The sequence below is a fragment of the Halomonas sp. XH26 genome (assembly GCF_024138895.1).
In the GTDB taxonomy this organism is placed as follows: domain Bacteria; phylum Pseudomonadota; class Gammaproteobacteria; order Pseudomonadales; family Halomonadaceae; genus Vreelandella; species Vreelandella alkaliphila.
The window spans coordinates 3,662,274-3,675,292 of sequence record NZ_CP071889.1 but is presented as its reverse complement, the minus strand read 5'-3'; the positions used below and the strand labels follow the sequence as shown (position 1 = coordinate 3,675,292).

The window sequence follows — 13,019 nt, the reverse complement described above, 5'->3', positions numbered from 1 at the left end:
TTGTGAGTAAATTGGTTACAGAGCCAGTATTGCCAAGCTTGCGGTAGCTCATCAAACGATGTTTGTGAAAAACATCATTCCTTAATTTCACCAAGTGGGATTGCCATGCGTCGTCGAAACTTACCTTCTTTGACCAGCTTGAATTGCTTTGAGGCAGCGGCGAGGCACCTCAGTTTTACGCGGGCCGCGGATGAGCTGAGCCTGACGCAAAGTGCGGTGAGCAAGCAGGTGTCACAATTGGAAGTAACGCTGCAACATCCGTTATTCAGGCGGGTGAGAAAGCGCCTGCACCTGACGCCAGAGGGGGCGGTCTATCTTGGCGAAGCGCGTAAAATACTAGCCCAAGTCGAAATGTCTACGCGTTATATGCAGTCTTATGGCGTAGAGGCAGATGTACTGAATATCGCCACGTTACCCACCTTTGGGGCGCGTTGGCTTATCCCCAGACTCAACGGGTTCCGCTTTAAACATCCCAATATTAATCTCAATATTTCTAACCGTACCGAACCGTTTGATATGCAAAAAGAGCGCATAGAGGCGGCGTTCTTTTTTGGCCATGGTGTATGGCCGCGGGCTGAGTGTATAAAGTTGCTGGATGAAGAGGTGGTGCCTGTCTGCGCGCCTTCCGCCATGGAGCAGACAACCGTTCGCGACCCATTAGACTTAACAGACATGGTGTTGTTACAGGTTTCTACTCGGCCCGAGGGGTGGCATGACTGGTTTGAAGCACAAGATCTATATACGGAGCACAGCTACCATGGGCCAAGATTCGATACGTTCTATATGGCGTTAAGATCTGCCCGCGCGGGCTGTGGCGTCGCCCTAGTGCCAAAATTCCTTGCTCAGGAAGAGCTTGATGAGGGGAAGTTAATCATTCCTTGGCAGTTCTCGCTTAAAAGCCAGGATGCTTACTACATGGCCTACCCAGAGCATATGGTCGACGTTTATAAGCTGCGCGTTTTTATTGAGTGGATACGAGCTCGTTTGGATTAGTTGTTAGTTGTTAGTTGTTAGTTGTTAGTTGTTAGGGCGACGGGTAAATAGTCGGGCAGGCGCTTTAGTTCTTCTAAGGGCATGGGGCGTGCGAATAGGTACCCTTGGAGTAGGTCACAGTGGCGGCGAGTGAGGTCTTCTTGCTGTTGCTGGGTAGGTTATTGAAAGGAGTGCGCAATAAACGGGTTAAAATGTGCCCCTATTAAATGAGATGCTGGGTATCCTGTGATACTTTCAAGTGCTTTATTGCAGCGTTGAAAGTGTCCGTTAAGGTCAAATTCATAAACGCCACCAGGGTGATTCACAAACAGGGAGCGGTGCCACTCAGAAAGTGTGCGCCGGATCGAAGCGCATAATGTAAACCAGCGCGTCAGGCAGCATCAATTTTGCCTATTCAATTAGCGCGACCAGCGTTGTGGTGAGTGGCGCTCCGGCGGCGGTCAGCTCGTGGATTTCCTGCTGGGCCTTCTAGTAGCGGAAATTCATGGTGCATAACGCGCCCTTTTCATGCATGAGGCTCAAGGGCCGTATGACTGTATTTATGTTTAATTCTGACGCGTAGCTATTCAACTCGTACCATGTAACTAAACATAAGTGATAGCAACGTAAAATTGCTCCTCCTTTATGCTAATTCTCGCGATATCCGACTAAAGCTATTGCATTGCTTGCCGATACTAAAAGACGCCAAAAAAAATGTAAGGAAGTCTCCCATGCGTCATGAGTTCAGGCCGTCATTATTTTGCCCCTTAGCAAACCTTCAGCTCTGTTTCATTGAGGAGTGTTAATGGTTGCACCATTGCCACCGAATGAAGCAGACCGTTTGCGTGCGATGTGGCGCTATATCCGTCATAACCAGGCTCCTGACGCTGTTTTAGATGCTATTACTCGTTCTGCCGCCAAGTTTTTTGACGTTCCAATTGTGCTGATCGGCTTGGTTGAAGAAGAGTGTCAGTGGTTCAAGAGCCAAGTGGGCCCCGAAATTGCCAATATCCCCCGTGACGTCTCGTTCTGCGCTTATACTATTTTGGAAAACGAGCTTTTGGAGGTGGTGGATGCCACTGTGGATGCCCGTTTCCAGAATAATCCCTTAGTCACCGGCCCGCCTTATATTCGCTACTACCTGGGAGCGCCGCTAGTGACGCCCGACGGGTTTTCTATTGGCACGCTGTGCCTGATAGATCACCGCCTAAGGGCCATAGGTGACGAGCATAAGCGTCATTTGCAGACCTTAGCCCACCAGGTCATGAGTCATCTGGAATTGCAGCGGCTTCAGCGTCTTGAGCGACTTATTAATCACGCGGGGCTGGGTGTTTGGGAGCTCGATGTAAGCTCCAATACGATATGGAGTAATGAGGCGTTTCTACGCTTGCATGGCGCTTCGCCGTTAACACCTAGTAGCCGCTTTGAGCTCGCAAGTCACTATTTGCCTGAAGATCGCGACACACTGGAAAGCGGGTTGGGGAGAATCATTCATCAGGGCACTCCTTTTGACGCCTGCCTACGTTTGAAAGCCCCCGGCGAAACGGCGATTACCTGGGTACAGTTAACGGGTGCCTCTATCGACGATACGGTGCCTGCCCGTCATATTGCCGGTACCCTGCAGGACATTACGCTCCTTCAGCGGAACAAACACGAACTTGAGTGGCGTCACCGTATCGACGATCTAATCACTCGCCTGCAAGCGAGCATTATTGCTGGAGATAATATTTCTGATACGTTTTCAGGTGCGCTAGAGGCGCTGCTGTCGCTAACAGAGAGTGAATACGGGTTTATTGGTGAGGTGTTTAAGGATGAGAGCGGAGAGCCGTTTCTTAAGACCCACGCCATTACTGATATTAGTTGGGACGACGCTTCACGGACACTTTACCGTAAGGCACAAGCGCACGGTTTAGTGTTCTCTCAGTTAGACTCACTCTATGGTCATGTTCTGCGTACTGGCAAGCCGCTGATTAGCAATCGGCCTTCCCATGATCCAAGGCGTGGCGGACTGCCTAAAGGGCATCCTTCCCTCGATACGCTGTTGTGTCTGCCTGTCTCGGTGGAAGGCGAGATGGTTGCTATGCTGGGACTTGCCAACTGTGCTAAGGGGTATAGCAATGAAACGCTTACGTTGCTTGAGCCTTTGCTCCGGCCACTTGGTCAACTGATTCACGGCTTACGCTTGCGCCGTCAGAACGACGAAGCCTGGAAGCGCCTGGAGCTATCCTCCAAGGTGTTTTCTAGCAGTCGTGAAGCGATCATGATCTCGGATAGCGATAACCGCATTATTGAGGTTAATGAAGCATTTGAACGAATTACCGGCTATACCCGTGACGAAGTGCTTGGCAAGAACCCTCGGGTCTTATCGTCAGGGCGCCAAACGCCTAGCTTCTATCGGTCACTGTGGGCATCGCTGAACGAGAAGGGATATTGGCAGGGTGAGGTGATTAATCGACGCAAAAACGGCGATCCATTGCCAGAGATGCTGTCAATTTCAGTGGTACGCAATGAAACTGGTGACACTACCCATCATGTTGCCGTTTTTTCCGACCTGACGCGCATCAAGCAGCATGCGGATGAGCTGTTTCGAGCGGGGTATGTGGATCGCCTGACCGCGCTGCCTAATCGCCGCCACATGATTGAGCTTATGCATGAGGCACTTGATAGCAGCAAGCCAGATGAAACCCTGGCAATAGCGGTACTCGACTTAGACGGGTTTCAGGAACTCAATTTGAGATTTGGTCGAGCGGGGGCTGATCGAATCCTGGTGGTTTTGGCTGGACAATTAGTCGATGCGCTAGGGTCAGGTGATCTTATCGCTCGTATTGGGGGGGATGAGTTTGCTTTTCTGCTGCACCGATTTGAGGGTGGTATTGAGCGTTTAAATCTTATACTTCAACAGGTTACGAAACCATTGACGATGCCTGAACTAGGGGGTACAGATAAGGCGCCGCTGAGACTGACTGGCAGCCTAGGCGTTACTCTCTTTCCTGCTGATCACAATGATCCTGACACCCTGTTACGTCACGCCGACCAAGCGATGTATCGCGCCAAAATGGCCGGTGGTAATCGTTTCGTCCTATTCGATCCTGAGCGCGAACAAGAGCTTAAGGACCTTCAGATCCGGCGCGGACAAATTGCACGTGCACTTGATGCAGATGAGTTTGTGCTCTTTTACCAGCCGCAGTTTGACCCAGTCTTTCAGCAGGTCACCGGTGTGGAGGCGCTGATCCGCTGGCAGCACCCCGAGCGCGGGCTGCTGGCCCCCGGTCAGTTTCTACCCGCGATTTCTGGTAGCGAACTAGAACTGAGCTTTGATGCATGGGTGCTCGAAACAGCGCTGAAGCAGATGGAGGAGTGGCATGCCAGCGACATCATGCTGGAGGTATGCATTAACCTAAGCCCCCAGTCACTCACTCGAGCCGATTTCTTCGATACGCTGCAGGGTGCGTTGGCCGCACACCCAGATGTGTCGCCAGCACTGCTATGCCTTGAGGTACTGGAGTCTGCTGCGCTGGACGATTTGCAAGCCGCGACACAGGTCATGCGTGCCTGTCGCTCGCTAGGGGTGAACGTTGCCTTGGATGATTTTGGTACGGGGTATTCGTCGCTGACCTATCTACGTGATCTGCCTGTGGATGTGGTTAAAGTAGATCGCAGCTTCGTTATCAACATGTTGGAGCGCGATCATGATTTGGCCATTGTTGAGAGCGTTGTGTATCTGGCTAAACGATTCAATAAAAAAGTCGTCGCGGAAGGGGTTGAGAGTAACGCTCACGTCAAACGACTGACAGAAATGGGCTGCCATTTGTTGCAAGGATTCGGTATCGCCCGTCCCATGCCGGCAAAGGCGTTGCAGACGTGGTACGAACATCCCTCAAAAATGCTCAAAGAACTCAACCTTACCTGATAGCTAGCGGCCAGAAGACAGCGCTACGACAGGATATAAACGTCCATCAGAATGAATTAGCAAAAGGAAATAAAATGTTAATTTAACTGAAAAGTAGCGTTGACTTATACAGGGCGGGTCTGTGATTATAAATAATAATTAATATTTCAAAAAACTCGATAGCGGGAGTGAGCGTGTTTTCATGCCGAAATACAGCCGTCATTTTCGGCATATTAGCCAGTTTTTCCTGCGTTCAAAGCTATTATAGCCAGCCAGTTTATGCAGATAGCTTGGATGATTTCGCTGCACAGCTGTTATGTCGTGATGAAGCTGATTGTCCCTCCTCGCAAAGCGCAGTACCCCGCACTCCCTTAGTCATCGAAGGCACCGTTCTGCCTGATGATGCTGCCCGTGGCGTTGATGAAGAACAGGCCTTTTTTATTCAACAGGGCGCTTATTTGAATCAAACGGGCGCCCTGGTATCGCTTGAAGGCAGCGCTATCGTTGTAACGCTGCCAGAGCGCGGCCAATTAAAAACAGGTAGCGGAACGACAGTGGTAACAGCGCCTCGAACAGCCCCCGTCATTATCACGATACCAAGCGAACAAAGAGAATAATGCGTCATTACTTAAAAAATGGGAGGGCTTGGCTTTGGCTGCTCTTCACACTCAATATTGCCTATTTAGTTTATGAATTGGCGTTTAACAGCCGCTTGGTAGATGCATCGGTTGCCCGCTTATCGAACGGCGACATTAGAGCGTTAGAGCTAGAGGGGCGGATACTGTCGGGTATCGGACTTAGCTTGCTGCTACTACGCCTGATCACATTAAAAAATAAGCCAACCAAGTTGTTTATAAAGCAGGTGACGCTGGCGATTGCCATTGGCTTCCCTGTTATGTTTTTTGGCCAGCGCATCTTAGTTGATGTATTGATTGATCGCACTTCTGCCGAGCAGCGCATGGATGCTCAGCATCTTCTGCTGATGAAACGGGGTCTTGCCACTAACTCACTGCAGTTGGAAGGTATTGCGTTTGATGAAGAAGATCTCGATTCACCTCATACGCGTAGCTTTCTTTCTGTATTAGGGCTGATGACGTTTGTCTCTCCCGCCTTTGTTGATGATCTCAAGGCAGAGGCAGAGCGTATTATCCATCAAGTGGCGACAAATGAAGCGAGTAAGGAGCTACCTGAAAGCTACCAAGGCTATGAAACGCTACAAGAGTCTACTCGTGGTGCATGGGACGCGTATAAAACGATTTCGGATAATTATTGGGCGGCCCAGCAAGAGATCTCCAGCTACGCTGAGCAAGCGTGGCTAGATGTGCAAGAAGACCTGTTAAGTCAATGGCGAAATAACCAAGTAGAAGGAAGCGAAGAGGCTTTCACTCGCCAGGTGCTGACACTACAGCGCAGTTTGGCAACCTATTTTAATGCCCGACAACGATGTGAAAGTGGCCATTTTAGAAATGAATGTGTTGTTCGAGTCGAAGAGATTTATCGTAAAGAAGTAGTCGACAATTTAGGGTACTATATTGCCCCCACAGATTGGTGCTATGCCCCCGAAGTAGTGACCCAAAATGTCCGTCGTGGCAATCGTTTCGTTACTGAGCAGCGAACCGTTCAGCGCTGTGAAGACCTCTCTTACGAGCATTTGAATGGGAAGCTAGCCACCGTTTTAGGTGCGCCTGCTTCTTACGAACACTTTGTGGCGAGTGATGACGTTGCTGCTCAGGTAAGGCAAGCAATGCTGGCACAGGGTATTGAGCTACCCAGTGATTGGCGCGCGAATGACCGGGAGGGATTTCTTGAGGCGATTATTGCAGAGCAGTCTCACGAGATAGGCGAGCAAGCAGATCAGTCCATGCAACAACATTTAGGTGCATCGCTACCACTTGATTTGAATGCCGACGCCTTTATTGCCTCTCAGCCAATTCAGGATCAACTACACGAGGCGTTACAACCGCGTGATGAGCAGATGGTCATCACGTTAGACCTGACGCCAGAGCAGTTCAGAGACCAGGTGCTGTTACCGCACTATTTAGCGTATGCCGAGGCGGAGCGTCAGCGGTTATATGATGACGCTCAACTGCTCGCGAATGGTCAGTCTAGAGAAGAAGAGGGTAAACAGTACGTTCGAGCACTTATTGTGCCACCGATTGCGATGGGTTTTTCACTGTTTTTTGCGTTAGTGAATGCGATTGGTTTGGCCGCAAGTATTCCTGTTCTCATGGTTTCCAGATATCGCTGGTTACCCCACGCGATCAAAGTGGGTGGGTTGGTGATTGTTGTAACGGTGCCTATGTTGAGTAGTGCGGCAGTGACGCAAACCCCAACGTACCGTTATTTTAACGAAGAATTTCAGCGCTCAATGACCACGGGGGGCGCGTTATTTGCCACCTGGGTAATTCACACTCAGCCGGTGATCTATTCGTTAGGGCGCTTCGCTTCCTACATTGCGCCTCCATTGGTAAGCGGGCATTCCAACGCGATAGAGCGTTTTGAAAGTGATAACCAGGAAAGTGAAGCAACAACATCTGGCTCTGTTGAACAAGCTGCGGTAGAAAGGCTAGTTGAGTTATCGGCTTCTCCTTATTCTCTCTCTCCCTATTCTCCCTCTGCCGCCGAAGAAAACAGCACTCATGTGGCGTTGCCAGAGAACGAGGGGCCGTTAGGTGTGATGCATCTAGACGTCTCAACGCCGCTAGAAAGCCAACTAGCCACACTGCATGAAAACATGCCCCATCACGCGGCACTTATTGATGTCCAGCAGCTCAGTGACGGCAACTGGGCGATCCATCGTTCTCCGGTGATCACTGGCGAAGGTACCTGCCTTACCAATTTCTCAAGAGCGATGGATATTAGTCGAGTAAATAGTCTTCAGTGGCGAGCCGCCAGGCATGGCGACTGTGGTAGCGACGCGATTGCGAAACGCCCCGTTAGTATTTCTCTTGCAACTGATTTTGCTCGTGTTATCCAGCGAAATGAAGATGGCATCGCGTTATGGGTGCATTTCCAACCTACGCTCTTGGGCGAAGTTAATTGTCATGCAGTACGTCGTGAGGCCGACCAAATTGCTGATGTGCTAGGGGCCCATCGGTTTACCGCTGCTGCCAGTACGCCACAGGTACTTAGCTGTTTTGCGCGGCATGAACGTCAGTATGGCCTTGCTTATTTCGGGCCTGAGTATGGCGAGCCCCAAGCAGAAGGGGATAGCCAGCTTCGTCGTATGAGCTTGGCAGACGTTCAGCGCCTGCGTGAGCGCGCCAGGGGTGTCGGCTATCGTCCTCAAGCCTTAACGCTATCGGAAGCAGCGTTAGAAGGTATTCAGGGCGTTCTGACCAAGGGAGACTGGCTAGTGGTTCATCACAGCCACACCAATACAGGCGTATTCACCTTTTCACAAACTCACGACTTACGCTATGGCGTTTTTGGGGCGAGACAACTGCCAGCCAGCACGGCAGGCCAACCGCTAGACGTGATAGTGACAAGGAACCACGAATGATCATGAAAAAAGCGCTGAAATGGGCGGGAGCCATCGCGGTAGGGGTAACAACATTCTCTGCTGCGCATGCTAACGATTTGGTGGTCGAATCCTTCGCACAATCAGCATTAACACAAGAGCAAAAGCAAGCCTGGCAATATTACATTGCTCAGGAAAGTGCCCAATTTGGTTGCCAATACGGCGATGATATTCGCTTACAGGAAGACCCCCGGGGGACCTTGCAGGCATTAGCCAATGGCGACGATATGGATCCTCTCCTGGTGACATTACGCACATTTCTATTTGCCGGTGAGAACGTTCAAACGCTGTTAGCACGCAATATGGTGATTGCTAGCATGGAATGTAACCCTGTTTATTACTTTGATGGGGAGCTAATTGGCCATCCGGTACTGCCCTTTGAAGAGCATCTCGACATCTTGCTTTCTAAGTTAAGGCAAACACCAGAGTTAAGCGCGCACATGGAATTTTTGCGCGGTACCAAAGCAGCGGCGATTGATGCGCGTTGGTTCTGGGCGTTTTATCTATTAGATGGCGACCACTATCGGTTATTAGGCCAGAACGTTGACACTATTCAACAAGTCGCGCGCATGTTTGTCGGCAGCTTAGGCAACGTGATGGAAGAAAACGCGTTTTGGTTGATATACGACAATGTGTTTAGCCAAGGTATTTACGTTGAAAATACCAACGAGTGCCAAGGTGAACAAGCCGAGCCTAATGCCAACATTGTGGTTGATAAAAACATTGCCTGGGAAATGGTTGAAGCCTTTTACCGAGAAGAAGGTATTTCAAGCCGAGGCAGTTGGCGGCCAGCCGTTCAGCAAGAGGGAGATGGCTATCAATTGGCTGAATCAACCACCATTGAAGACCCCATCAACCCCTATTTTAATGTCAGTCGCCGCGTCACTATAAAGCCACAGGAGTGCCAGTAAATGTATTTTAAGGCCCTATTTACCGCCGGGGTAATATCGCTGTTTTCACTGCCCACCAGTGCATTCGCCCAGGTTGCTTGCCAAGACGATGAGCGGCTCTATTCATTTGCTGACTATATCGATGAACGGCAGGCAGGCACGTCTGAGCCTTTGCAGTTAACTGTGGCAACATTTTTAAACCTGACGCCCAGGGCGAGGGACGTGATCGGTGACAATCTGCGCTTACTCGATAGTGAGTGTCGCCCAATGCAAGTCAGCCAAGGTGAGCCGCCATTTCGAATCGAAATGCCTTTCTCGACGCTGTATATGGGCTTTTACGATGCTGTCCTAAGAGGTGATGAAAGGACGCAGCAAATCCTGCTCAATAGCTTTCGTGCTGAGCCTGTCGATCCTATGGAGTTCATTAGTTACTTTACGGTGATTGATAGCGGCAACGAAGAGCTGATGGAGCGCTTAGCCAGAAGTGCGGGAATTAATATTCACACGGCTTCTTGTAATGATGCAACAAAGTATCTGCACTTCGCTGATCTGTTTGTACGTTTTGGTGGAAGCGTCTACGGAGAACATGGCAAAGCGTGGTTTGTATCGGGTAAAGATCCAGAAGTTACGTCGGTTGACGAAAATTTGACTCAACAATACTCAAGTTTAGTGGGAAGTAACTGTGAGGTTTCGAAGAACACTGTTTTAGCTTTAGCTGAAGCAGCTGGTGCTATTACTTACGATATAGGTAACAAATTTAATAGTACTTGGCACAGCTATGAAAACTACTACACAGAAAGGCACAGCCTTTGGCTTGAGCAAGGCGCACCCGACGCCGTACCTACCAGTCTTTTCGATTAAATATAAATTAAAAAGGGAACTAGATGAAACGTACCTATAAGCCAGTGATTGCCGCAGTTTTCGGCTGCGCGCTTTTCTATGGAACTGCTGCGTCAGGCTCAACAGTAGATTGGACGCCCTTGCTTGCGTCGTGGGAAGACGGTTGTGCCCAATCTGAGGAGTGGAGCGAACTACGCCGTAATCTGGTGACTTACCCAGATGGCTCGCTCTACCCGGAGGTTAACGAGATTGTTCTGCCGACTGTTTATAAAGAAGCTCTTGGAGAAATAGATTTCTTCGAGCGCAACCGAGATTATAGCGGCTACCGTTTAGCAGCAAAAAACGGTGAGTACTACGGCCTGCCAGTTGAAAGCTTCGTTTTTTATCTTGGAAACTCAAATGGCATTAGCGTGCTTTTGGTTGAGTTTTCAGCGCCTATTGACGAAGTGCAGGAAAGGCTTTCAAGCGTTGATTATTCCTTGGTGAACCATGACAGCGGCCCCTATCAGGCGCAGTTGATTACTGACGAAGAAGTGGGAAAAGCCATGCTGATGTGCGATTTAAGCGTTTGAAGAAAATTTTTTAAAATTGTTTTAAAAGAATGGCTGGCTATATGCCAGCCAATAAGTTTGTAAGTTGCTGTAATGCATGTTTTAAATCCTCAATATATGATTAAGCTTTATTTTATGTTCAGGATAAACACCTCAATATAGAGGCTGTTGTTACCTTATTTAGCTCTTTTTGGTATTAGCTGTTGACGTAAGTAATATAGAAGCGCAGACTGATTGCAGTTGGTTAGCAAGTCGAACGTTGTCAGCAGTATCGAAGCATTTTAGCGTTGAGCCTGGTGAAAGTCTCTTGTTCTACCCTCTGTAACTCGGGTATTTCCCCGGCATTAATTTCGCTAAATCGAGGATTTCGATCATGGCAACTGGTACCGTAAAGTGGTTTAACGACACTAAAGGCTTCGGCTTTATTTCTCCTGAAGTTAGCGGCGACGATCTGTTCGCACACTTCTCCGAAATTCAAGCAGAAGGCTTTAAATCCCTGCAAGACGGTCAGAAGGTTTCTTTTGACGTAACTCAGGGCCAAAAAGGCCTTCAAGCTTCTAATATCAAGGTTGTGGAATAAACTCCCTACCGAGATATTAGCTACCGGCTAAGTCGGTAAGCTTAAAAACCCCGCCGTGTGCGGGGTTTTCGCGTTTGTTTATAGAGTAGTCTAAAAAGAATATGCTGAGTTATTAACCGTTATCTTATGAGGGGGCTAAAATTCCAGGCTTAGTCTAAGCATATCTTTGTGCTGAATTCCATTTTCAATGATAGGCTCAGGGTAGTTCTTCAAGAAAAAATCTTTATCAATACAATTAACCCTAAAGCCCTGCCGTTGGTAGAAGGTCAGTTGATAGCCGAATGTACCCGTTCCTACCTCTAAGCGTTGCGCACCAGATGCCTTTACTTTTTCGATAACATGCCTGAGAAGTTGTGTACCAACACCGTTCTGTTGAACCGATGGTGAAACGGCAATGTTCATCAATTCCAGTGCTCCCTCAGAAATCGGCTTGATAACACAAACTCCAACTACCGAACCCTTGGCACAGGCGATGAAGCATCTTGATTGATATAGGTAGCTTTTGATGGCTTCTTCGCAGGGATCCGCTAAAAGAAGTAGCTCCATTGGCACCTCAGAGGGTGTTATCTCAGCTATTTGCAACGATGCATGCTCCTATCGCATTCAGAGTAATTTTCATTCTACTCTTTGTGTCCATGTTCCATGTCTTTATGTGAGCGTGTGGGTGATTTTTTGACTCAATAAGGTTTTAGGGCACACGTTCTGGCTTAGATAGGCACGCATGGTCTGCCACTATAAAATCACATTATTTATATTTCGAAAGTAGCATAAAAAAGATGGGAGCAAGCTGCCTTAGATAGGGGCATTTTGTTGCTATTGGTTTGAAAAAGCTGGTGTGCGAGCTCATCGGCACGAGGTTATTCACACGAGATCATCATGACCCTACTGGATAAACGTGCGTTTTACTTATTTGAGGTAAGCAGTTGCGGTGGCATTCGTGCGGCGGCGGAGCATCTGCATATCAATCCCTCTGTGGTAAGCCGCCAAGTACGTGGGTTGGAGAGAGAATTGGGCATGGCGTTGTTGGAGCGTCAAGGTCGGCATGTGACGTTGACCGAAGCAGGCCAATTGGTAGTGGAAGGATTTCTTGCTCAGCGGCGGTTGAATTCAGAGCTGGGAGATACGCTGTCTCGGTTACGCAATTTACAGTCGGGGAAGGTGGTAGTCTCGGTAGGTGATGGCTTTGTGGATAGCTTTATCAACCACGTGATGCGCCGTGTTTCCGAGCATTATCCCGACGTGCTGATCGAGATTAAAACAGGGATTTATTACCCCCGAGAACCCCATGAGATGGTGGCCAGCGACGAGGTGGATATTGCTATTACCTACGGCCCCATTTCAGACCCACGGTTAGTAGTGCACTCTTTTGAGCGGGGGCCGTTGTGCGCGCTGGTAGCACCATCCCACCGGCTTGCCCGCCAAGATAGCGTGTCGGTCACGGAGTTATTACAGCACAAATTGATTTTTTTACCGGATGCCTCGGGCTCGCAGCAGTTCGTGAATGCGCTATTTGGTGCTGCCGGGCAGTTGGCTACGCCTGCCTATCGTTGCAACCTGCATTCGGTGTCTCGAAGGTTGGCATGTGCGGGGATTGGCGTGTCGTTTATGACGGCTGCTGCTGCACGCAGCGAAGTAAACGCTGGTTTGCTGAAGGCGATTCCCATTGACCACCCTATGGCCGCTAGTAGCCAAGGCAATTTGGTGCGTAGAGTCGGCAGAAGGCTTTCGCCCGCTGCCGACTATTTGTGGAAGTTAATGATGGCGATGCAGTGACGTA

The 13,019-nt window shown here is 49.3% G+C and carries 11 protein-coding genes; 9 read left to right on the top strand and 2 right to left on the bottom strand.

The genetic code is table 11. From position 1 onward, the window contains the following. The first annotated feature begins 105 nt into the window (after nt 1-105). On the top strand, nt 106-993 hold the full coding sequence (locus tag J4377_RS16835; RefSeq protein WP_038478998.1) for a LysR family transcriptional regulator: 888 nt from the start codon (nt 106-108) through the stop codon (nt 991-993). A 158-nt stretch (nt 994-1,151) separates the two neighbouring features. Here J4377_RS16835 and J4377_RS16830 read toward each other — a convergent pair whose 3' ends face one another. Further along, the gene (locus J4377_RS16830) at nt 1,152-1,298 is read right to left on the bottom strand and encodes a PAS domain S-box protein (RefSeq protein ID WP_231657893.1); all 147 of its coding nucleotides are present in this window, start codon (nt 1,296-1,298) and stop codon (nt 1,152-1,154) included. 479 nt (nt 1,299-1,777) lie between these two features. Here J4377_RS16830 and J4377_RS16825 point away from each other — a divergent pair, with 479 nt between their 5' ends. The 7 genes from J4377_RS16825 (at nt 1,778) to J4377_RS16795 (ending at nt 11,242) form a co-directional block, all read left to right on the top strand. Beyond that, nucleotides 1,778-4,882, top strand: coding sequence for an EAL domain-containing protein (locus J4377_RS16825; RefSeq protein ID WP_253486201.1), 3,105 nt, complete (start codon nt 1,778-1,780; stop codon nt 4,880-4,882). Between the two features lie 269 nt (nt 4,883-5,151). After that, nucleotides 5,152-5,478 (top strand): hypothetical protein, encoded by a 327-nt coding sequence (locus tag J4377_RS16820; protein ID WP_198349294.1) that lies wholly within the window; start codon nt 5,152-5,154, stop codon nt 5,476-5,478. Next, on the top strand, nt 5,478-8,363 hold the full coding sequence (locus J4377_RS16815; protein ID WP_253486200.1) for a DUF1761 domain-containing protein: 2,886 nt from the start codon (nt 5,478-5,480) through the stop codon (nt 8,361-8,363). Before J4377_RS16820 ends, J4377_RS16815 begins: the two co-directional genes overlap by 1 nt. Continuing rightward, nucleotides 8,360-9,292: a hypothetical protein gene (locus J4377_RS16810; protein WP_198349297.1), complete on the top strand. Its 933-nt coding sequence runs from the start codon at nt 8,360-8,362 to the stop codon at nt 9,290-9,292. Before J4377_RS16815 ends, J4377_RS16810 begins: the two co-directional genes overlap by 4 nt. Next, nucleotides 9,293-10,132: a hypothetical protein gene (locus tag J4377_RS16805; RefSeq protein WP_198349299.1), complete on the top strand. Its 840-nt coding sequence runs from the start codon at nt 9,293-9,295 to the stop codon at nt 10,130-10,132. Nucleotides 10,133-10,155: 23 nt separating this feature from the next. Next, nucleotides 10,156-10,683, top strand: a complete 528-nt coding sequence (locus J4377_RS16800) for a hypothetical protein (RefSeq protein ID WP_253486199.1) — start codon at nt 10,156-10,158, stop codon at nt 10,681-10,683. 352 nt (nt 10,684-11,035) lie between these two features. Continuing rightward, a complete protein-coding gene (locus J4377_RS16795; RefSeq protein WP_038478993.1) occupies nt 11,036-11,242 on the top strand; it encodes a cold-shock protein in 207 nt (68 codons plus the stop codon). A gap of 135 nt (nt 11,243-11,377) precedes the next feature. Here the strand turns inward: J4377_RS16795 and J4377_RS16790 are convergent, their stop codons facing one another. Further along, complete coding sequence (locus J4377_RS16790; RefSeq protein ID WP_038486363.1) at nt 11,378-11,788, bottom strand: GNAT family N-acetyltransferase; 411 nt, start codon at nt 11,786-11,788, stop codon at nt 11,378-11,380. Nucleotides 11,789-12,118: 330 nt separating this feature from the next. Here J4377_RS16790 and J4377_RS16785 point away from each other — a divergent pair, with 330 nt between their 5' ends. Continuing rightward, nucleotides 12,119-13,015 (top strand): LysR family transcriptional regulator, encoded by an 897-nt coding sequence (locus J4377_RS16785; protein ID WP_038478990.1) that lies wholly within the window; start codon nt 12,119-12,121, stop codon nt 13,013-13,015. The last annotated feature ends 4 nt before the right edge of the window (nt 13,016-13,019 follow it).